Here is a 22,472-nt window from a genome sequence, read left to right on the forward strand (position 1 = left end):
CATCCCTGCACCGCGAAAGCTAGCCTGACGTCCTGTCAGGCTCACGCTATTTTCTTCAACGACCTCAATTCAAACGGTGCCTTTTAGATTTGTATTTTTTATCTTTTAATTGCCACGAATAAAGTTAAATCGAAGAAATGAAAATTCCGGTGTAAGCGCGGCTGTGACCGTACATGACATAGACGTCATGGCCGAGCTTTCAGGGACTTTTTGATTTATATAAAGAATGCTGCGTGTCACAGTTGTATCTGCACGATAGCCTGCGGCAGGCAATGGATTAGATTGAAGTAATGGTTTTAAGTAATTGAGCCAATATAGATGAAGTACAAGACATAAATGGGTAACTCGTTTCTGCACCAAACGAGTTTGAAATGGATATATCCCGAAGCTTAGCAGTTTGTATTTACCCTCAATAATCTAATATAACATTCAATAGAATGCTCAAATTATCGATACCACCACAATATTGAATTAATACTCAGTTAACTAGAGTTTGCACGTTTTTCAATCATATTGATTGCTAGCAGGTCAATTATATCCTTCCAACTAATAATCCCTATTGGTCTAAAGTATTCATCAACAACAGGCAAACATGATTTCTTTGTTTTATGGAATAAACATACAGCAGAAAATATAGTATCTGTTTCTTTAATTGTAACCAATCTTCTGTTCATTATTCTATGTATTTTTATATTTAACGTGGCTGAATCCTTATTTGTTTCAACAGGTGTCCCTATCTTTGGGGAGGTTGACTTAAAGTAGTCTCTATCTGATATAACACCTACTAATTTTTCATTATCCACAACTAGTAGGTGGTGAAAAGTAACTAGTTCAAATGTATCTCTTACATCCTTTAAAGTTCCATCAATATCTATTTTTACTATATCAGTTGTCATTAATTTTTTTAAAGACATAAAATCACCTATGTTTTAAGTTGAAAATTTATAACAAAATCATACACCATACATCACTTCACCAACCTGTGACCTCCCCATATGGCATTGGAATTCAAATCGTTAATTTTATTGTTTTTATAAAGTTTATAACAGGCATCTACAACTTCCGAATCATATAAAATACCACTACCTTTATTGAGTTCATCCATAGCAGCAGACATGCCTAACGCTCCCCTATATGCTCTTGATGAAGTCATTGAGTCAAAAACATCCGCTACTGCAATAATTCTAGCTTCTAATAATATGTCATTTCCTTTTAGACCATCAGGGTAACCAGAGCCATTTATTCTTTCATGGTGTTGCCGGACAATAGTTGAAAGAGGGAAAGAAAAGTCTATATGTTTTAGGATTTCTTCACCAATTAAAGAGTGCTGCTTTATCAAATCAAACTCCTCTTTTCTTAGCCTGCCTGCTTTAGAAAGTATTGATGTGGGGATCCCTAACTTACCGATGTCATGTAACATACCTGCAAGCCTAATATTTTCTATCTTTTCTTTCGATAACTGGAGTTCTTGGGCTATTATTCGAGCAATATTTGAAACTTTATTCTGGTGAACTGATGTATACAAATCTCTAGCTTCTATTGCAGCGCTCAAAGTATTAATTAGTTGATATAAAGTCCGTTTGTCCATTATTCACCATCGTTAGATTGCGAGGGTTCCCACCAAAAAGCTAAACATATAGGCTCAACAAAAGCAAGCTAGACTATTGTATTACATGGTGACCTTTACCTTGCCTTATGAACTGCGAAGCATCACTCAACATCAACCAGAGGTGCAGAGGATTACCTAAACTGGCCACTTGTTTGTAGGTGATACTCGCACTTTGTCATAGCTGAGGTTATCTGAAATAAGAAATCTTTCAGAACTTCGTAACGCGTTTTTGTCCAAAAATAAGTTAGCAACATCTACCATACAAACTCAAATCAATAAAAAAGGCGACCGTTCGGTCGCCTTTTGCTGTTATGTAACCTCAATTAACTCAGTTGAGGTTGTAAAAGTACAAATTAACCTAACTTAACGCGTGCGTTACGGAACATACGCATCCATGGGCTGTCTTCAGCCCACTCGTCTGGGTGCCATGAGTTAGCAACGGTTCTGAATACACGCTCAGGATGCGGCATCATGATTGTTACTCGACCATCTGTTGTCGTTAGTGCAGTAATTGCATTTGGCGAACCATTTGGGTTTTGTGGGTATTGCGTTGCGATTTGACCATTACCGTCAACATAACGCAGTGCCACTGTACCTGATGCTTCAGCAGCTGCTAAGGCTTCGACAGACTTAAACTCAGCGCGACCTTCACCGTGTGATACGGCGATTGGCATGCGTGAACCTTCCATTCCTTCGAAGAAGATTGAAGGACTCTTTTGCACTTCAACTAAGCTTGCACGTGCTTCGAAACGCTCTGAACGGTTACGAACAAAGTGTGGCCAATGCTCGCTACCTGGAATGATTTCTTTCAGGTTAGATAACATCTGACAACCATTACATACGCCCAATGCTAATGTGGCATCACGCTCAAAGAAACGTGAGAACTCACTGCGAGCACGGTCGTTAAATAAGATTGATTTAGCCCAACCTTCACCAGCACCTAAAACATCACCATAAGAGAAACCACCACAAGCCACTAGACCTTGGAATTCTTCAAGACTAATGCGACCAGATAGAATGTCTGACATATGAACATCGCGGCTTTCGAAACCTGCGCGATCAAATGCTGCAGCCATTTCAACGTGAGAGTTAACACCTTGCTCACGAATAATCGCCATCTTAGGCGCTGCGCCTTTTAAGATGAACGGCGCGGCAACGTCTTCACTTGGGTTAAAACCTAATTCAACCGTAAGACCTGGGTCTTTAGCTTGCTGCTTAAGTTCAAATTCTTCTTTAGCACACTCAGGGTTATCACGCATTGCTTGCATACGGTAAGTGGTTTCTGACCACATAGTACGAAGTGCAACACGAGAGTCACTGAATACTGCACGCTCACCATCAACAACGGTAATCTGGTCGTCAGATGTTAAAGTGGCAACGCTATGACAATCAACACCAGCAGCGTTGAATTGTGCTTTGATATCTGCGCTTTCAGCTTTAGATACCTGAATAACTGCACCTAGCTCTTCATTAAATAAACGCTCTAAGTCGTTACCTTTTAAAGCGCTAAGGTCAATGTTCAGACCTGTGTTACCCGCAAATGCCATTTCAACAAGTGTGGTGAATAAACCACCGTCACTGCGGTCATGGTAAGCAATCACTTTTTGATCAGCCACTAATGGCTGAATCACTTCAAAGAAGCCACGTAAGCTTGCTGCATCATCAAGATCTGGTGCTACATCACCAAGTTGGCTGAATACTTGCGCTAAACAAGAACCACCTAAACGGTTTTGACCTTTCGCTAAATCAACTAATAACAGCTCAGTCTCACCTTTGTTGGTGCGAAGTTCTGGTGTCACAGTATGGCGAATGTCTTTTACCACGCCGAATGCAGTGATAACCAATGACATTGGTGAAGTTACAGTTTTGTCTTGACCTTCGTCATTCCAAGCTGTCTTCATAGACATTGAGTCTTTACCCACTGGGATAGTTAACTCAAGCTCAGGACAAAGCTCTTCACCGACTGCTTTTACTGCCTCATAAAGACCAGCATCTTCACCTGGGTGACCTGCTGCAGACATCCAGTTAGCTGATAACTTAATGTCTTTGAATGAACCGATGTCAGTACCAGCAATGTTCAAAATTGATTCTGCTACAGCCATACGCGCCGATGCGCCAAAATCAAGCAGTGCCAGCGGCGTACGCTCACCGATAGACATTGCTTCACCGGCGTAGCTATCAAAGCTTGATGCAGTCACTGCGCAATCTGCAACCGGTACCTGCCAAGGGCCAACCATTTGATCACGGTTAACTAAACCTGTAACTGAGCGGTCACCAATGGTGATAAGGAATGACTTATCGGCAACGGTTGGTAAATGTAAAATGCGTGATACTGCATCTTTAACATCTATATCTGCTTGATTAAGCGCTGGTGATTCAGCTTTTGCTGAAACCACATCACGGCTCATTTTAGGTGCTTTACCTAAAAGTACTTCAAGCGGTAAATCAATTGGCTTGTTGTCAAAATGGCTATCTTCAAGCGTTAGGTGCTGCTCTTCGGTTGCATCACCCACAACAGAAAACGGCGCGCGTTCACGCTCACAAATTTTTCTGAAGGTTTCTAAATTCTCTGGCGCGACAGACATAACATAGCGCTCTTGTGATTCATTACACCAAATCTCAAGTGGGCTCATGCCAGGTTCATCTGAAGGCACGTTACGTAAGTTAAATAGTGCGCCTCGGTCTGCATCATTCACAAGCTCAGGGAAGGCATTTGATAATCCACCTGCGCCCACATCGTGAATAAATTGAATTGGGTTGTCGTCACCCATCTGCCAGCAGCGATCGATCACTTCCTGACAACGACGTTCCATTTCTGGGTTTTCACGTTGTACTGATGCAAAATCTAAATCTTCGCTAGATTGTCCTGATGCCATTGATGAAGCAGCGCCGCCGCCTAATCCAATGTTCATTGCAGGGCCACCTAGAACGATAAGCTTAGCGCCTACGGTAATTTCGCCTTTTTGAACATGGTCTTCACGGATGTTACCTAAACCACCAGCAAGCATAATTGGCTTATGGTAACCACGGACTTCAACGCCGTTATGGCTTGATACTTCTTGCTCGTAGGTACGGAAGTAACCCACTAACGCAGGACGACCAAACTCATTGTTAAATGCTGCGCCGCCTAATGGCCCTTCAGTCATGATTTCTAGTGGCGTAACAATACGGCTAGGTTTGCCGTAATCGCCTTCCCATGGTTGTACAAACCCTGGAATTTTAAGGTTAGAAACACTGAAACCTGTTAAACCCGCTTTAGGTTTTGAGCCACGGCCTGTTGCACCTTCATCACGGATTTCACCGCCAGAACCCGTTGCCGCACCTGGGTATGGGCTAATCGCTGTAGGATGGTTATGAGTTTCCACCTTCATCAAGATGTGCATAGGCTCAGTGTGGTAGTTATACACACCGTCTTGATCTGGGAAGAAACGACCTGCAACACTACCGTTCATAACTGCAGCGTTATCTTTATAGGCCGACAACACATTGTCTGGAGTCACTTCAAAGGTGTTCTTAATCATTTTAAATAATGATTTAGGCTGTACTTGACCATCAATAGTCCAGTCAGCATTGAAGATTTTATGACGACAATGCTCTGAGTTTGCTTGGGCAAACATCATTAGCTCAATATCGTTTGGATTACGGTTTAAGCGAACAAAATTATCCACTAAGTAATCAATTTCATCTTCTGCAAGTGCAAGACCAAGTTGAGTGTTTGCAACTTCTAACGCGCGGCGACCTTCTGCAAGAATGTTGATGCTCTTGAAGGGTAATGGCTCAGTGCGCTCAAACAGTACTGATGCAGCGGCAAACTCAGGTAAAATCACTTCAACCATACGGTCGTGGATTAAGCCTTTTACTTGCTCTAATTGCTCAGCGGTCAATGACGCGCCTGCAACGTAATAAGCAACGCCACGTTCTAGACGTTTTACTTTGCTTAAACCACAGTTTTTGGCAATGTCAGTTGCTTTTGATGACCAAGGAGAAATGGTGCCCGGACGAGGAGTGATAAAAAATAATGAACCTTCTGGAGCATGAGATTCAATGGCAGGTCCGTAGGTTAAAATCGTTTCAAGCTGTTGATATTCTTTATCGTCAAGCTTTTCACTGATATCAGCTAAATGGACATACTCAGCGTAGATTTGCTCAACAGGAAGGGCTGCAGTTTCACAGGCCTCCATAAGCTTTTGGATTCTAAAAGCTGAAAGTGCTGGGGCTCCGCGAATGATCTCAATCACGTCAATTCACCTTATGATTATATTGGCAGGGTAAGAATTGGCGCTATTATAGGGAATCACACTTTATAAATCACCTAAGAAGGCTTGCTAGAACAGTGTTTCCCGTTAACGAAAACAATCAAAACAAAACCACAATCTACCCACGATATATTTCAATAACATTTCAATCGTATTTAATTTTTTTAAATTCGATTTTACTAATAAATTCAACCGTATAATTTAACACTGATTCTCATCGGGCTAGGTGAAATACAAAACTACTGCTAAAGTATATTTATTAGATATTGTTTTTAAATCGTACTTTGAAGCTCGCATTAGAGGCGTTATGGCTTTCAATTAGTGGATAAACGGCCAACAAGCCCACACTCACTGAGATTTCTCGCCATCACTAACATGCTTCATCCATAGAGGGACATGACCAAACTGTTAAAGATCGTCGCAATCATTTCAATTACTTTGCTGCTCAGCGCTTGTCATCAAGCGAATATGAAAGCAACAGAGTTCATTGAAGAAACACCTCAACGTACCGTTCTTAAGGTAGGAACACTCTACGGCTCGCAAACCTATCTCAACTCAGATCAAGGTGAAAGTGGTTTTGATTATGAAATGGCGGCAAAGTTTGCCGACTATCTCGATGTGCCGTTAGAAATGATCCCCTACCATAATCGTCAGCAATTATTTGAAGCATTACGTCTGAAACAAATCGATATCGTTGCTGCTGCTATTACGACGACCAAAAATCGACGTGAACAGTTTTTACTTGGTCCTACCCTTTATGAAGTTAACCAAGTTCTTATTTACAAATCTGGCAACCTAAAACCGCGAGACTTTAATAAGCTTCAAGGTGATGTCATTGTCATTTCTGAATCAGCTGCCGTTGATACCGTGATAAAGCTGCAGCAAACCAACCCTAATTTAAGCTGGCAGCAGGTCGATGATAAAGATAACGAAGAACTGTTTTCTATGGTGGCTTCAGGTGAGGTGTTATATACCATCGCCGACTCCAACAGCTTGCTAATCAATCAACGCTATTTACCTGAACTACGTGAAGGTATTGTGCTTGATGAAAAAACTGAAGTGGTGTGGTTACTACCGCCGCTTGATAGCGACCGATTAATGAGCGCTTTACTGTCGTTTTGGCATAATCAAAAACGTAACGGCACCCTAGAGCACTTGAACGAAAAGTACTTTGGCCACGTTAAGCGCTTTGACTATGTGGATACTCGCGCGTTTATTCGTGCAATTGATAATGTGCTGCCTGAGTATCAAGCTTTATTCGAAAAACATGCCGGTAATTTAGATTGGCGAAAACTGGCCGCAGCGGGCTATCAAGAATCACATTGGAACCCTAAAGCACGCTCGCCTACTGGTGTTCGCGGTATGATGATGTTAACTAAGCCCACTGCCAGCTCTGTTGGGGTGGATAACCGTCTTGATGCCGAGCAAAGTATTCGTGGTGGTGCGATTTACCTGCAAAAGATGATTGACCGATTGCCAGCGTCCATTCCTGATAGTCAGCGAATTTGGTTTGCCCTTGCCTCCTATAACGTGGGTTTAGGTCATGTTGAGGATGCCCGTAAAATTACCCAAGGTATGGGAAAAGATCCCAGCGCATGGCGCGATGTAAAACAAGTCTTACCCTTATTACAGCAACGTAAGTATTATCAGCACACACGCTATGGCTATGCTAGAGGCAGTGAAGCTGTGCATTACGTGGATAATATTCGCCGTTATTATGACACCCTGGTTTGGGTAGATAATCAGACCAAACAACTGGAGTTAGAGTTAGAACAAACGGAAGCGTTAGCGGAAGAAACAGGTTCGCAGACTGATGATATTGATAACCCTGAAGAACTCATTAAATCAGCTGCGCAATAAATTCGTCATCGAAACGGTTTATCATAAACCGTGCAGTCATACATGCAGTGACACATTTAACCATACAGTCAATATAGGTGCACAATGAGAAGACCCAATATGAATAATAATGCCCGTCGCCGTAGCAGCATTAAATTGAAACAACGCAGAATGTTAAACCGTCAAAAGTTATTCTTTGCCTTTTTGCAGCAACAAGTCTGATTGTTGCTTTAGCAGCTTTTTCAGTGCTTTTTTCTCATCACGTCGACGTTTAAAAAACTGACTCAATTGACTCGCACATTCTTCAGCTAAAATGCCAGAATCTACCGTTAACTGGTGATTGAAGTGCGAGTCTTGTAATAGATTAATCACACTTCCCGCCGCCCCTGTTTTTAAATCTTTTGCGCCAAACACCACCCGTTCAATGCGGCTGTGGATCATTGCACCTGCGCACATTGGACAAGGCTCTAAAGTGACATACAAGGTCGCACCTAGCATGCGGTAATTGTGTAATATTTTACCTGCCGCGCGAATACACTGCATTTCAGCATGGGCACTGGGGTCGTGTTCTGTAATGCTTAAATTAAACCCTGACGCAATTAACTTATCATCTTTAACTAAAACTGCGCCAACAGGCACTTCACCCAGTGCTTCTGCTTCACTCGCCAACGCTATTGCCATACGCATCCACTTTTCATCTTGAGGAGCACGCACTGCTAGCTCCTCAGGTGTTAAAGGCTTGACCTGACTCGCTTGCTGTTTTTGGCTGATACGGGCTTTGTTTTCTAACGTCATTAGTGTCTCTTAGGTATACCGATGATTTATATTTCGCGATGTTTAGCTGATTGCATATGTTTAAACGTTCAGGTGTACAGTGTGTGACTTAGCCTGACTTCAGCTGATTATACGACAAACAACAATAAATTTATCCCAATAAAAAAGGCGCCTAAGCGCCTTTTATGTCTTTAATCAAAACTGATTGGAAAACGAATGGAGCTTATTCCCATTCAATGGTGGCAGGTGGCTTACCTGAAATATCATAAACCACACGCGAAATACCATCGATTTCGTTAATAATGCGGTTAGATACACGACCTAAGAAGTCATAAGGTAAGTGTGCCCAATGTGCAGTCATGAAATCAATGGTTTCAACAGCGCGCAAGGATACAACCCAATCGTATTTACGACCATCACCCATTACGCCAACTGAACGTACTGGTAAGAAAACCGTAAATGCTTGGCTGACTTTGTTATAAAGGTCGGCTTTATGCAGCTCTTCAATGAAGATAGCATCAGCTAAACGCAGTAAGTCACAGTATTCTTTTTTCACTTCACCCAGTACACGTACACCTAAACCCGGTCCAGGGAATGGATGACGGTAAAGCATGTCGTATGGCAGACCTAGCTCTAAACCAATTTTACGTACTTCATCTTTAAATAACTCACGTAATGGCTCAACTAATCCCATTTCCATATCATCAGGCAATCCGCCTACGTTATGGTGAGATTTAATCACATGGGCTTTACCTGTTGCACTGCCAGCAGATTCAATGACATCTGGATAAATAGTGCCTTGTGCTAACCATTTGGCATTAACACATTTCTTTGATTCTTCATCGAAGATATCAACAAAAACATGACCAATGATTTTACGTTTAGCTTCTGGATCTGCTTCGCCAGCCATCGCATCTAAGAAACGGTTTTCTGCATCAACGTGAACAATGTTCAGTCCAAAATGATCGCCAAACATATCCATCACTTGCTCTGCTTCGTTTAAACGCAATAAACCGTTATCAACGAATACACAAGTTAGTTTGTCACCAATTGCGCGGTGAAGCAGCATAGCCACAACAGATGAATCAACACCACCTGATAAGCCTAAGATAACTTCGTCATCACCGATTTGTTTTTTAAGTTTTTCGATAGCATCTTCAATGATTGAAGATGGCTTCCAGTTAGCATCACAACCACAAATATCGAGGGCGAAGTGCTCAAGCATACGCTTGCCCTGGCGAGTGTGCGTGACTTCTGGGTGAAATTGCACACCGTAGAATTTCTTGTCTTCATTAGCCATTGCAGCGAAAGGACACGTTTCTGTTTTAGCAACAGTTACGAAACCTTCAGGAATTTCTGATACTTTGTCGCCGTGACTCATCCATACGTCTAGTAATGGCTTGCCTGTTTCGCTAATGGCATCTTCAATGCTTTTGAATAACGCTGATTCAGTTTGCAGTTCAACTTGTGCGTAACCAAACTCACCTTCACCCACACCTTGAATAACTTTACCGCCTAATTGCTCAGACATGGTTTGCATGCCGTAACAAATACCTAAAACAGGCACGCCTGCATTAAAGACATATTCAGAAGCACGAGGCGAGTTTTCGGCTGTAACACTTTCAGGGCCACCGGCTAAGATGATGCCATTTGGAGCAAATCCTTTGATTTGCTCTTCAGATACATCCCAAGCCCAAAGCTCACAATAAACACCGATTTCACGAATACGGCGGGCGATTAACTGCGTGTATTGCGATCCAAAGTCGAGGATCAGGATTTTATGCTCATGAATGTTGCTCATGGGATACCTTATATCTGGTTTTACTTATAGTAGGTGTACTTTCAATCTCAATGAATTTTAAGATTGAAAAAAGGCGACAATCACATTGCCGCCTTTAATGTATTAAGAACCGCTGCGATAGTTCGGCGCTTCTTTACTGATTGTCACGTCATGGACATGAGACTCGCCCATACCAGCAGAAGTGATTTTTACAAATTCTGCTTTTTCGTTTAACTCTTGAATGGTTGCACAACCAGTAAGACCCATACATGAACGTAAACCGCCCATATGTTGGTGAATAATTTCTTTTAATTTACCTTTATAAGCTACGCGACCTTCAATACCCTCTGGTACTAATTTGTCAGCGGCGTTATCGCTTTGGAAGTAACGGTCAGATGAACCTTGTGTTTGCGTCATCGCACCTAAAGAACCCATACCACGGTATGACTTATAAGCGCGGCCGTTATAAAGTTCAGTTTCACCTGGCGCTTCTTCAGTACCAGCAAACATTGAACCGGCCATGATGCATGATGCACCCGCAGCTAATGCTTTAGCTAAATCACCAGAGAAACGAATACCACCATCTGCAATAACAGGGATATCTAAATGCTTAATCGCAGCTGCGGCATCTGATACAGCAGTAATTTGCGGTACACCAACACCGGTAACGATACGAGTAGTACAAATTGAACCTGGGCCAATACCCACTTTAACGGCATCAACACCTGCATCAACTAAGGCTAATGCACCTTCAGCTGTTGCTACGTTACCGCCAACAATTTGTAAATCAGGGAAAGCTGCGCGAGTATCGCGAATACGTTGCAATACCCCTTCAGAGTGACCGTGTGAAGAATCAATCAGCAATACGTCAACACCTGCTTTAACTAATGCTTCAACGCGTTCTTCGTTGCCTGCACCAGCGCCAACAGCAGCACCAACACGTAAACGACCTAATTCGTCTTTACATGCATTAGGTTTACGTTCTGCTTTTTGGAAATCTTTAACAGTGATAAGGCCTTTAAGCTTAAAGTTAGCATCAACTACTAATACTTTTTCAACACGATGTGAATGCATTAGGGTTTGAACTTCGTCTAGCTTAGTCCCTTCAAGCACAGTAACAAGACGATCTTTCGGCGTCATGACTTGCTCAACGGTACGGCTCCAGTCAGTAATAAAACGAACATCACGGCCAGTGATAATACCCACAAGCTCTTTCGCATCGTTAATCACTGGGTAACCAGCAAAACCGTTACGTTCAGTCAGTTGCTTAAGTTCAGCTAGCGTGGTGCTTGGCGTCACTGTAACAGGCTGCTGTACGATACCAGCTTCATAGATTTTAACTTTGCGAACTTCTTCAGCTTGTTGTTCGATCGTCATGTTTTTATGAATAAAACCTAGACCACCTTCTTGCGCCATCGCGATCGCTAAGCGAGCTTCAGTTACGGTATCCATAGCTGCAGACACAATTGGTGTGTTTAATTCAATTTTTTTAGTCAGACGAGTTTTCAGAACAGCGGTATTTGGGAGGACGGTTGAGTGAGCAGGCACTAGTAGTACATCATCAAATGTTAGTGCGTCATTTCTTAATCTTAACATGCAACATCTCCCAGAAAGTGTAGGGTTTAGAAAGGGTAAATATTGCGGCGGGATTATACCTTGCATATTTAGGTTGGTAAATGGAAAATAGTGAAAAAATACTATTGGTCGGTTGAATTTGATGAAAAGCTCGAAAAATAATGTTTACACCGTTTCCCGATTAAACGGTGAAGTCCGCCAGCTGCTTGAAGGAGAGCTAGGAAAGGTGTGGCTTGAGGCCGAAATCTCGAACTTTGTTTCCCCAAATTCAGGTCATTGGTATATGACCTTAAAAGATAGCCGCTCGCAAATTCGCTGTGCAATGTTCAAAGGCCGTAATCAATCAGTGCCTTTTAAACCTGTTAATGGCCAACAAGTATTAGTTAAAGGCTCTATCAGTGTTTACGAGCCTCGCGGTGATTATCAATTACTCTTGGAATCAATGTTACCTGCAGGTGATGGATTACTCGCACAGCAATATGAAGCACTTAAACTGAAATTAGCCGCTGAAGGCTTGTTTGCAACAGAAACTAAGCGCCCATTACCGCAAAATATTCAACGAATAGGTGTTATCACCTCAGCCACTGGCGCTGCCGTAAGAGATGTGGTCAAAGTACTATCGACGCGCGACCCGTCAATCGAAGTGGTGATTTACCCTACACAAGTTCAGGGAACCAGTGCCAGCAAGCAAATCATCAGTGCTATCACTACAGCTAATAAACGCTTAGAAGTCGATGTGATACTGCTTACCCGTGGCGGCGGCTCATTAGAAGACTTATGGTGTTTTAATGATGAAGACTTAGCCCATGCGATTTATAACAGTGCCCTACCCGTTGTTAGCGCTGTGGGTCATGAAATTGATACTACCATCAGTGATTATGTCGCGGATGTACGAGCGCCAACGCCATCAGCGGGTGCCGAGTTATTATCGGACGATAAAGGCAATAAGACGCAAAAGCTCAACCTGACGTTTTCAAGATTACGCCAGGCTATGCGTCATTACTTATTGCATCAAAGCACACTACTGACTGAGTTAAGCCACCAGCTGCAACGTGAAGATCCTAAAAGGCAACTACAACAACTTGAGCAACGCTTTGATGAAATGCAGCTAAAACTTGAGTCGGCCATGCAATACAAATTATCTAACGCAGCGTTAAAACAACAACGCTTGAAAGGCCAACTTCAGCAGCAATCCCCAGCTCATAAGTTAACGTTAGAACAAAACAAAGTGAGCTATTTAAGTAATCGACTTAACGATGCCATGAAAACAAGATTAACTAACGCCAATCAACAAGTCAGTTACAGCGCACATCAGTTAGAAACCGTTAGCCCATTGGCCACATTAAGCCGTGGTTACAGTATTACCCGAGACGGTAAAGGCAATATCTTACAAGATGCGAAGCAAGTGAAAACGGGCGAAATACTGACAACTCAACTTAATCAAGGTGAAGTAAAGTCAGTTGTGTCATAGGTGGTAATTGGCAAGTGCTAACTGGCAACTGGCGTTAATATCAACACACCTTATCAACAACCAGAAAAATCCCGCATTAGCGGGATTTTGTTTTCATAATCACAAGGTTCATCATTAGAGAGACTGCAACTTAAGCATTCAAGTTTGAACGTCTCATTGCTAGAAGTAGCAACATCAATAATCCACTCCAAGCCAAGCTACCACCGCTAACGATGACCTCAGTTTCAACGACTTCAATATATTCTTCTTCGTACACTTCATCTCTGTCACTACTTTCTAGTGGTAAGGCATATAAACCATCAGACTCATCTGCACTTAATGTCGCGACAATATCTTCATAGCCAAACTCATATAAATCGATAAGGACATCGTAATAATCAGTTTTGTATCCCTGCGCTAAGGTTGTCAGCACTTCATAATCATCATCGGTGGCATCACCATAAATGGTAAACACTTCGGTAGAGTAATAATGCTCCCATGGACCACCATTTCGGCTTAAATACAGCTCAGCATAAACATTAGCAGGCTCACCTTGGGTAAAACCATAGACATCTGCATCAAAGGTCACGCTAAAAGTTTGATAAAAACCATCTTCATCAAAATCATCAAATAGACGGCTATAAGCCTCATAAATATCAAAATCGCGATAACCAATAATAGACTGCTGCGATACGTGATTAGTTAATAATTTGCTATTGGATGACTGACTTTCAATGCTGTTATTTGTTGTTACTGTATTGGTTGTTGCTGCATGAGTTGTTGCTGCATCTGTTGTAACTTCATTTACTGAAGTTTCTAATTTGGAAAGTGCTTGAGGCGCTTGGTTGACACTGTGTAATGCATTGACAGATAACTGCCCAGCTTGGCGTAAACTTGTAATGTGCTCGCGCGTTGCACGCTTTGGTAATGGTTTTCCTTGCGCCGCATCAGATTTGCGTTTGGCTTTCTCATCCGCAATCAATTGCAGCAAGGTTTGTTTTTGCTCAGGTGATAATGATGCTTTACCTGCTGGATCACTTAAAGAGGCAGCACCACTAACTTGCCTCCCCTCACTGACAACAATCATGTCTTGCTCATATTCGTCAGCGTACGCAGTCGGCGCAAGCGTTAGCATTAATGCGCAACTCACTTTAGTAAAAACACTAATCACCTGACTGAAACGGTTTTGCGTTATCAATTTAATATCCATTTTGTATTCCCTCTCATTCAGATTTAACCGCAAGAGTAAATTGCACTTAATCACTCAAAGCTTGTTATTGATGAGTTGTTATTTAAAAGGAATCAAAATGAATGCAAGCTGAACACGAAAAATGACTGACATGAAATTGACTTAGATAAACAATGTCGCAGATAAAAAGTGACTTAGATAAAAATGACTCAGATAAAAATGACTCAGATAAAAATGACTCAGATAAAAAATGACTGACATAAATAACCAGCAGCTGCGCCACTGCAAGCTATTCATCTTCTATTCATATAAACCAATCCATACTTTGAGCGAATACCAAAGCAATTGATATTCATCGATGCAGATGTTTCTATATTGAAAGGGATCTTTTACACTGATAACTGATTTTAAAGATAAATATTGATGTGGACGCTGATAATGAGCAAATTAAACAAGAGATTATGCATTTCCCTGCTATCGTTTCTATTGTTTTCAATAACAATGGGGTCGGTTCAGGCTGCGCCTATGTCAGTTATTACTAATCTCAGCAGTGCTATTTCAATCAGCTCTTCAGTAAATATTGGTCACCCTGGGTTTAATAACAAAGCCAAAGGCGGTTCAGGTAAATCCCAATCTTTAGCAGTGAAGAGTTCTTCACAAGCGGCGCAAATCGCCAAACGACAATACTCTGCAAAAGTGCTATCAGTGCAATCGACAAAAGTGGGTAATTCAACGGGCTACCGAATTAAATTACTCTCTAATAATGGCATGGTGTTTTATGCCACCGTTAATGCGCGTACCGGTTCAATTTCAAGGAATTAGCCATGAGAATATTGTTAGTAGAAGATGATTTAGGCTTACAGAGAAACCTTACTGAGCATTTACAAGCCGCTAATTACAGCGTCGATATATCATCTGACGGTGAAGATGGCTTATTTCAAGCAACAGAGTATCAATATGACGCCGCGATTATCGATGTCGGCTTACCTAAAATTGATGGTTTGAGCCTAATTACGCAACTTCGTCAAAAGCAAATTGATTACCCAATCCTTATTTTAACCGCTAGAGACGGCTGGCAAGACAAGGTACTTGGGCTAGACTCTGGCGCTGACGATTACCTTACTAAGCCGTTTCAACCTGAAGAGCTTGTTGCCCGTTTAAATGCATTGATACGCCGTTCAGTGGGAAAAGCTAGCCCGACAGTGACTAACGGACCATTTAGCCTCAATACTCGCACCCTTGAGCTAATGCATTTACAAAACCCCATTATTCTCAGTAGTTCAGAGTTTAAATTATTTGAATACTTCATGCTGCATCAAGGCGAAGTCATTTCTAAACCCACCTTGATTGAACATATCTATGATCAAGACTTCGACTTAGACTCAAATGTCATTGAAGTGTTTATCCGCCGTCTGCGCAAAAAGCTCGATCCTGACGGTGAATATAAACTGATAGAAACCTTGCGCGGTCAAGGGTATCGCCTGCGACAATTAGCTGCAGGCTAGTCGTCATGAATTGGCTGAGCACATTCAAAACCCAATGGCTTAACAAGCAAGCAAGGTCAAATTTTATTGGCGGGATTAATTCATTAAAAATCAGATTAATGCTCAGCGGTCTGTTGTTGATTTTGGTATTACTCCCGCTAATTGGCATCACAGTTAATGGTGCTTTCCAACATCAAATTACCCAATCGATTAATAACCAGTTACGCGCTTATGTTTATTCAGTGTTAGCTGTCGCTGAAGTCAAAGATGAACACGTCGTCATGCCCAATTATCTATTAGAAAACCAATTTAATGTGATTGGCTCTGGCTTGTATGCCCTTATATCTTCAGAAGATAAACTGGTTTGGCACTCAGAATCTTTTCTAGGCTTAGATTTACCCACGAATCAATCAACAGCATTATTACTGCCAGCACCTCCAATGGGCCAAGGCCAGCTCACCCAAGTTCGTTTTGATGACTTAGCTGGTAACAGCAACAATAACCATGTTGTGTATAGCTTTAGTGTTAGCTTTGAAACCAATGAACCCCCCCTGTCAATCACAGTACATATTGTTAAAGATGACGCTGACTATCAACAGCAAGTGAGTGAGTTCAGCACCACTCTCTGGACTTGGCTTATCGTGCTCATGATTGTATTGGCTTTGGTTCAGGCTATTTGGTTATTCTGGACATTAAAGCCATTAAACCAGTTCACGAAAGAGCTAGCATTAGTAGAGCAAGGCCAACAAACACGATTAAATCAACATTACCCCAACGAGTTAAATGCTGTCGCAAAACAACTCAATGTATTGCTAAACACAGAGCAACTTCAGCGCCAGCGCTACCGAAATGCGTTAGCCGACTTAGCTCATAGTTTAAAAACGCCATTAGCCGTGCTGCAAAGCCAAACGGACTTAAGTCCTGACTCTAAAGAGCAAGCAAATAATATTAATAACATCATTAGTTATCAGCTCAACAAGGCTAAATCCAGTGCCAATCAAGCATGGCATTTAGGGGTTAGCATTGATGATGTAGCCAGCAAATTAATTAGAACCTTAGCTAAGATATATCAACAGTCACACATTGATATCGACTATCAAGCCCCTGCTAAACTGGTATTTAAAGGCGAAGAAGCGGATTTACATGAACTGCTGGGTAATCTGCTCGATAATGCTTGTAAGGCGGCTAAAACGCAGGTTTGTTTATCGGTAACAAAAACTGACTCCAGCTTAAGTTTTATCATTGAAGATGATGGTAATGGCTTAACTGAAGTGCAGCGCCAAAATATTTTTGAGCGTGGTATTCGCGCTGACACCTACAATCAAGGACATGGCATTGGTCTAGCCATCGTTCAAGACTTGGTTAATAGCTACCAAGGTGAGTTAACAGTTGCTCAATCAGAGCAGTATGGCGGCGCAAAATTTACAGTCACCTTTCGCCATTAAGTCTTCATCCATTTAATTGGCTAAATAGCGACTAAAAGATTATCTCATTTAGTTAGCCCTATCTAATACACTTTCATCTTGTGTTCATTTTCACTTAGTTATTCTATCCCTAACATTCGTAAAGTACCGATGTTTGGTACATGGAGATAAAATGACATTATTATCTATCCCCAATAAACTATTAAAAGCTGGGCTCATGAGCCTGTGCTTACTGTCACCAGCAGCGTTAGCTGTTGATAGCCATTCCAATGGCAATAACGACGCTCAATTTGAGCAGTCTCAGCTTTCTGAAGCGCAGTTAGCGCAAATGCTTGCGCCTATTGCACTTTACCCAGACAGCTTATTGACGCACATTTTAATTGCAGCAACGTATCCGCTTGAAATCGTTCAGGCCCGTCGTTGGGAGCAACAAAATAGCAGTTTAAGTAGCAGTCAAAAAATGCAGCAGGCTGAACAGCAAGATTGGGATCCCAGTGTCACTGCCCTTGTCGCTTTTCCTACCGTACTTGAAAAACTCAATGAAGATTTAGATTGGACTCAAGAGCTCGGTGAAGCTTTCTTGCAAGATGAAGCTATTGTGCTTGCCAGTGTTCAGGCGCTTAGGCAGCAAGCTGACGAAGCAGATAGCTTTAATGATATGGATAACATGACAGTTACCCGTGTCGAGAAACAGATCATTATTGAGCCTGCCAAGCCTGAAGTCATTTATGTTCCAGTGTACGACCCAAGAGTGGTTTACGGTCACTGGCGCTGGCATGCATACCCGCCTGTTTACTGGCATTATCCAGCATACGCTTATTATCGCCCACACCGTCCAATATATTGGGGGCCAAGTGTTTACATAAACTTTAACTACTTCTTTGGTGCTGTGCATTGGTCACATCACCGTGTCGTAGTGGTTAATCATCGTAATACGCGTTATTACCGCAAACCACATAAAATTGCTTATAGCAGTGGTTCACAACGATGGAAGCATAAACCCGCGCATCGCCGAGGTGTCGCTTATAAAGCGCCTAAAGTCAGCCATCGATACGATAAAAAACGCTATAACAAGACAAAAATAGTGCATAGCTCAGTGAACAAGCCTTCGCATATGCCTGCAAACACAAAGCATTCGCAGCACAATCGAGTCAACAAAGCGTTAAAAGACAATAAACGTCATGCTGTAAATAACAAAAGCACTTACAGTAAATCAAACCACAAGGTTAATCATAACGTTCAAAAGAATAAGTCGACGAATCACTATGCGAATAACAAAGCCATTAGCAAAGCGAATAATCACAACAATCAGAGTCGACAATATAGTCAACGCGCTAGCAATAGCTCGTCTAAAGCGAGGACAACGCAAAATCATGTGTCGTCAAAGCAGTACTCATCTAGACAGCATACATCTACAAATAAGAGCAGCAGTAATAGAAATATGAATAATAGAAATATGACTAACAGAAATGTGAGTACTAGAAATGTGAGCAATAGAACAACGCAGCATAAGTCATCAACTCGTTCATCTGCACCTAAACAGAAAGCCAGATAAGGTGTCATACCGCCACAGTTGTTTTTAACTAACATCTGCTAAAAACAAAAAAGCCTGAATTTTTTAAATTCAGGCTTTTTTAATCAGTCAAAAGTCATCGCACTTTTAGTGTCAACGACCTTTTTAATTAAGACTGTGACTTTTTACGAGTATTAATGTGGCTCATAGCACGTTTGCGACGACGCTCTTGGCTAATAGTCAGCTTTTCGGTTTTACCTTCGAACGGATTCGCACCTTCTTGGAAGCGGATCTGAATTGGGGTACCAACCACTTTTAATGAACGACGGAAATAGTTCATCATGTAGCGTTTGTATGAGTCAGGTAACTTACTCACCTGGTTACCGTGCACGACAACGATTGGCGGATTGTAACCACCAGCATGGGCATATTTAAGCTTAACACGGCGACCATGTACTAATGGTGGCTGATGATCATCTTGTGACATTTGCATAATACGCGTCAGCATTGACGTACTCACACGACGTGTCGCACTGTCATACGCTTCTTCAATAGATTCGTACAAGTGACCAACACCAGTTCCGTGTAATGCTGAAATAAAGTGAATACGGGCGAAATCAATAAAGCCTAAACGGCGATCTAATTCACTCTTAACACTTTCTTTAAATGACTGGTCAAGGCCATCCCATTTATTCACAGCAATGACGATTGCGCGGCCCGCATTCAATGCAAAACCTAATAAGCCTAAATCTTGCTCAGAGATACCATCTTGCGCATCAATCACTAGCAATACTACGTTAGAATCTTCAACCGCTTTCAACGTTTTAATCACCGAGAACTTCTCGATAACTTCATGTACTTTTGCACGGCGACGAACACCAGCTGTATCGATCAACACATACTCACGACCTTCACGTTCCATTGGAATGTAAATGCTGTCACGAGTTGTACCCGGTGCATCGTAAACCACAACACGTTCTTCACCTAAAATACGGTTAGTCAGCGTTGATTTACCCACGTTAGGCTTGCCAATAATCGCAAGTTTAATCGGTAAGTTTTGTAGACGCTCTTGCTCCGCTTCGGCTTCTTCTTCGGTGTATTCACGAACTTCTTCACCGTCTTCATCAGCATCTTGACGAGTAATACCCATCGCTTCAGCATAAGGAGCCAGTGAATATTCAATCATATTGGTCACGCCGCGGCCTTGCGCAGCTGCCATTTGATAAACTTCACCTAAACCAAGCGACCAAAACTCAGCGCAAGCTGAATCAGCGTCAATACCATCAACTTTGTTGGCAACAACAAAGGTGGTTTTATCACGGCTACGTAAATGTTCTGAAATCGCTAAGTCAGCAGAAGTAAGACCTGCGCGCGCATCAGTTAAGAATAATACGACATCAGCTTCTTCAATCGCAGCAAGCGACTGTTCAGCCATTTTGGTTTCGATCCCTTCTTCAGTGCCATCGATACCACCAGTATCAACCACAATAAATTCGTAACCAGATAAAAACGCACGACCATATTTACGGTCACGTGTTAAACCAGGAAAATCGGCGACAAGCGCATCTCTTGTGCGAGTAAGACGGTTGAATAAAGTTGACTTACCAACATTAGGTCGCCCCACCAGGGCCACTACAGGGATCATGATTTTGCCTCTAAAAACTTTTAAATAAAAAGCCCCCGGAACACACTTCCAGGGGCTCTAATAAGGTTTACTGGTTAATTTATGGCAGGATTACAGTAGCTAGCTTCCCGCTGCGACCTTGCACATAAACTTTGTCTCCAGCCACTACCGGCTGCGAGAATAAACCATCACTATCAACCTCAACTCGACCAGCGACTTCGCCAGTGCTGCGATCGATAAAGTGCAGATAACCTTCAAAGTCACCTACAACAATATAAGAACCAATAACTGCAGGAGAAGTTAAACCACGGTTTGTTAACGTAGTATTACTCCAAAGTTCTAAACCATTTCGTCTATCTACTGAGTAAATACGACTATGGTCATCAACGACATAAAGTCCAACCCCTGCTGCGGCGAGTTCATTAAAGCTTGAGTACTTACGTGTCCAAACAACACGACCCGTTCTAAGCTCCATTGACACCAAGTTACCATTGTAACTTACCGCGTATAAATTATCGCCCAAAATTAACGGTGTCATATCCACATCAGCCATACGAGTAAACTCGTTACCGCCAGTTGGAGTAAACACAGCTTGTTCCCAAGCCACTTGACCGTTATTTTTAACAATAACTGATATTTTACCATCAGCAGTCCCTAAGAAGAAACCACCTGAGTCATATGCCGCTGAACCTGTACCGCGAAGGGTTAGGTTTGGTAGTTGCATTTCATGAGTCCATAACTTGCTGCCATCTTCAATTGAAAATGACTCAAAGTTACCATCACTGGTATGCACAGCGACTGAATCTTCAGACACTGTTGGCAATGATAATAATTCGCCGCTTGCAATAGCATGCCAAGCCGTTTCACCGGTTTTAGCATCAAGCGCTACAAGCAATCCTGACTCGCCACCAATAAAGACTTTATTACGGCCAACGGTTACGCCTGCAGCAATACGGGCTTGTCTGGTATTAGCTAGCGCAGTATCTTTAAATTCTGACGCTAAATCTTTACGCCAAGCGACCTTGCCAGTTTCTTGATCGTACGCGATAACAGTACCGTTACGATCAGCCACATAGACGTGACCATAAAAAACAGCAGGTTTAAGTTGTGAGTAGTAATCACCCACACCATTGCCTACGCTGACTTCCCAATTTACCTCAGGAAATACTGTTGCTTGGATTTCAGTTAGTTCTGTTACAACTTCTTCTTCATTATCGCTTGAAGAACAAGCAGATAGCATAGCGACACTTAAGCCCGCAGCTAGCAAGGTTTTGCATAAAGACTTCATTCGGCTAATTCCTTATGCCTTGTTTAAATTGTCTAGCTTCATTTGTAGAGCAGGGCTTGATAACGTGCCGCCATTATCTACCGCTGCTTGATAAGCAGATCTTGCTTTATCCATGTCGCCTTGACGCACTAAGAAGTCGCCTTTTAACTCGTCACGTTGCGCATTGAACGCTTCATCATTCACTTGTTCTAAAGTTGCTAATGCAGTGCCTAAGTTACCTTGCTCAGCTTGAATACGTGATAAACGTATCGTTGCTAAAGATGCTAGTGAAGCACCTGGGTTAGCTGCAATAATTTTAGTGAAGGCTGCTTCAGCTTTATCTAGCTCACCAGCTTCAACAGCCGCTTTAGCAGACATTAGTTCAAGCAATGCTTGATAACCTTGTTGATCATGTTGCTGACCAAAGTCGCTTACTGCAGCCATCACAGCTGTGCTGTCTGTACTATTAGCAGTAATGCTTTGGAATGCTTCAGACGCTGCTTCAGCATTTTCAATTTTTACGTCAGAATAGTAATTCCAACCGTATAATCCACCTAGACCTACTACCGCACCTACAATGATTGAGCTGCCGTAATCTTTCCAGAACTGCTTAATAGCATCTACTTGTTGTTCTTCTGTGCTATAAATATCCACGCGCACTTCCCCTTTCTATTCAGTTCTGTTTATT

The 22,472-nt window shown here is 42.1% G+C and carries 16 protein-coding genes; 6 read left to right on the top strand and 10 right to left on the bottom strand.

Annotated features, from left to right (window positions below):
• Nucleotides 1–482: 482 nt before the first annotated feature.
• The 3 genes from LMH66_RS18905 to purL all read right to left on the bottom strand — a co-directional run bounded on the left by LMH66_RS18905 (nt 483) and on the right by purL (nt 5,844).
• Entirely contained in the window at nt 483–914 is a 432-nt protein-coding gene (locus LMH66_RS18905) for a CBS domain-containing protein (RefSeq protein WP_229372289.1), read from the bottom strand.
• A gap of 53 nt (nt 915–967) precedes the next feature.
• Nucleotides 968–1,588 carry an HD-GYP domain-containing protein gene (locus LMH66_RS18910; RefSeq protein ID WP_229372291.1) on the bottom strand — a complete coding sequence of 207 codons (621 nt, stop codon included), beginning with the start codon at nt 1,586–1,588 and terminating at the stop codon, nt 968–970.
• A gap of 374 nt (nt 1,589–1,962) precedes the next feature.
• Complete coding sequence (gene purL, locus LMH66_RS18915; protein WP_229372319.1) at nt 1,963–5,844, bottom strand: phosphoribosylformylglycinamidine synthase; 3,882 nt, start codon at nt 5,842–5,844, stop codon at nt 1,963–1,965.
• 426 nt (nt 5,845–6,270) lie between these two features.
• On the opposite strand from purL, the gene mltF reads away from it, so the two are divergent.
• Nucleotides 6,271–7,725 carry a membrane-bound lytic murein transglycosylase MltF gene (gene mltF, locus LMH66_RS18920; RefSeq protein WP_420709442.1) on the top strand — a complete coding sequence of 485 codons (1,455 nt, stop codon included), beginning with the start codon at nt 6,271–6,273 and terminating at the stop codon, nt 7,723–7,725.
• A gap of 168 nt (nt 7,726–7,893) precedes the next feature.
• Here the strand turns inward: mltF and tadA are convergent, their stop codons facing one another.
• The 3 genes from tadA to guaB all read right to left on the bottom strand — a co-directional run bounded on the left by tadA (nt 7,894) and on the right by guaB (nt 11,854).
• Nucleotides 7,894–8,499, bottom strand: a complete 606-nt coding sequence (tadA, locus tag LMH66_RS18925) for a tRNA adenosine(34) deaminase TadA (RefSeq protein WP_267869223.1) — start codon at nt 8,497–8,499, stop codon at nt 7,894–7,896.
• Between the two features lie 202 nt (nt 8,500–8,701).
• Entirely contained in the window at nt 8,702–10,279 is a 1,578-nt protein-coding gene (guaA, locus tag LMH66_RS18930; RefSeq protein ID WP_102528848.1) for a glutamine-hydrolyzing GMP synthase, read from the bottom strand.
• A gap of 102 nt (nt 10,280–10,381) precedes the next feature.
• The gene (gene guaB / locus LMH66_RS18935) at nt 10,382–11,854 is read right to left on the bottom strand and encodes an IMP dehydrogenase (RefSeq protein ID WP_102528849.1); all 1,473 of its coding nucleotides are present in this window, start codon (nt 11,852–11,854) and stop codon (nt 10,382–10,384) included.
• Nucleotides 11,855–11,975: 121 nt separating this feature from the next.
• On the opposite strand from guaB, the gene xseA reads away from it, so the two are divergent.
• Nucleotides 11,976–13,304 (top strand): exodeoxyribonuclease VII large subunit, encoded by a 1,329-nt coding sequence (xseA, locus tag LMH66_RS18940; protein ID WP_229372295.1) that lies wholly within the window; start codon nt 11,976–11,978, stop codon nt 13,302–13,304.
• A 130-nt stretch (nt 13,305–13,434) separates the two neighbouring features.
• On the opposite strand, the gene LMH66_RS18945 is transcribed toward xseA, so the two are convergent.
• The gene (locus LMH66_RS18945) at nt 13,435–14,493 is read right to left on the bottom strand and encodes a choice-of-anchor H family protein (protein WP_229372297.1); all 1,059 of its coding nucleotides are present in this window, start codon (nt 14,491–14,493) and stop codon (nt 13,435–13,437) included.
• 504 nt (nt 14,494–14,997) lie between these two features.
• Between LMH66_RS18945 and LMH66_RS18950 the strand changes: the two genes are divergently transcribed.
• From LMH66_RS18950 to LMH66_RS18965, 4 genes are all read left to right on the top strand, one after another.
• Nucleotides 14,998–15,294 carry a PepSY domain-containing protein gene (locus LMH66_RS18950; protein ID WP_229372299.1) on the top strand — a complete coding sequence of 99 codons (297 nt, stop codon included), beginning with the start codon at nt 14,998–15,000 and terminating at the stop codon, nt 15,292–15,294.
• Nucleotides 15,295–15,296: 2 nt separating this feature from the next.
• The gene (locus tag LMH66_RS18955; RefSeq protein ID WP_102528851.1) at nt 15,297–15,977 is read left to right on the top strand and encodes a response regulator transcription factor; all 681 of its coding nucleotides are present in this window, start codon (nt 15,297–15,299) and stop codon (nt 15,975–15,977) included.
• A 98-nt stretch (nt 15,978–16,075) separates the two neighbouring features.
• A complete protein-coding gene (locus LMH66_RS18960) occupies nt 16,076–17,401 on the top strand; it encodes an ATP-binding protein (RefSeq protein ID WP_229372324.1) in 1,326 nt (441 codons plus the stop codon).
• A gap of 151 nt (nt 17,402–17,552) precedes the next feature.
• On the top strand, nt 17,553–18,935 hold the full coding sequence (locus tag LMH66_RS18965; RefSeq protein ID WP_229372301.1) for a DUF3300 domain-containing protein: 1,383 nt from the start codon (nt 17,553–17,555) through the stop codon (nt 18,933–18,935).
• 127 nt (nt 18,936–19,062) lie between these two features.
• Here the strand turns inward: LMH66_RS18965 and der are convergent, their stop codons facing one another.
• From der to LMH66_RS18980, 3 genes are all read right to left on the bottom strand, one after another.
• Entirely contained in the window at nt 19,063–20,538 is a 1,476-nt protein-coding gene (der, locus tag LMH66_RS18970) for a ribosome biogenesis GTPase Der (RefSeq protein WP_229372303.1), read from the bottom strand.
• A 79-nt stretch (nt 20,539–20,617) separates the two neighbouring features.
• Nucleotides 20,618–21,805, bottom strand: coding sequence for an outer membrane protein assembly factor BamB (gene bamB / locus LMH66_RS18975; protein ID WP_102528859.1), 1,188 nt, complete (start codon nt 21,803–21,805; stop codon nt 20,618–20,620).
• Nucleotides 21,806–21,817: 12 nt separating this feature from the next.
• On the bottom strand, nt 21,818–22,438 hold the full coding sequence (locus LMH66_RS18980; RefSeq protein ID WP_229372305.1) for a tetratricopeptide repeat protein: 621 nt from the start codon (nt 22,436–22,438) through the stop codon (nt 21,818–21,820).
• Nucleotides 22,439–22,472: the final 34 nt, after the last annotated feature.

Source organism: Shewanella sp. 10N.7 (genome assembly GCF_020806285.1).
Taxonomy (GTDB): Bacteria; Pseudomonadota; Gammaproteobacteria; order Enterobacterales; family Shewanellaceae; genus Shewanella; species Shewanella electrodiphila.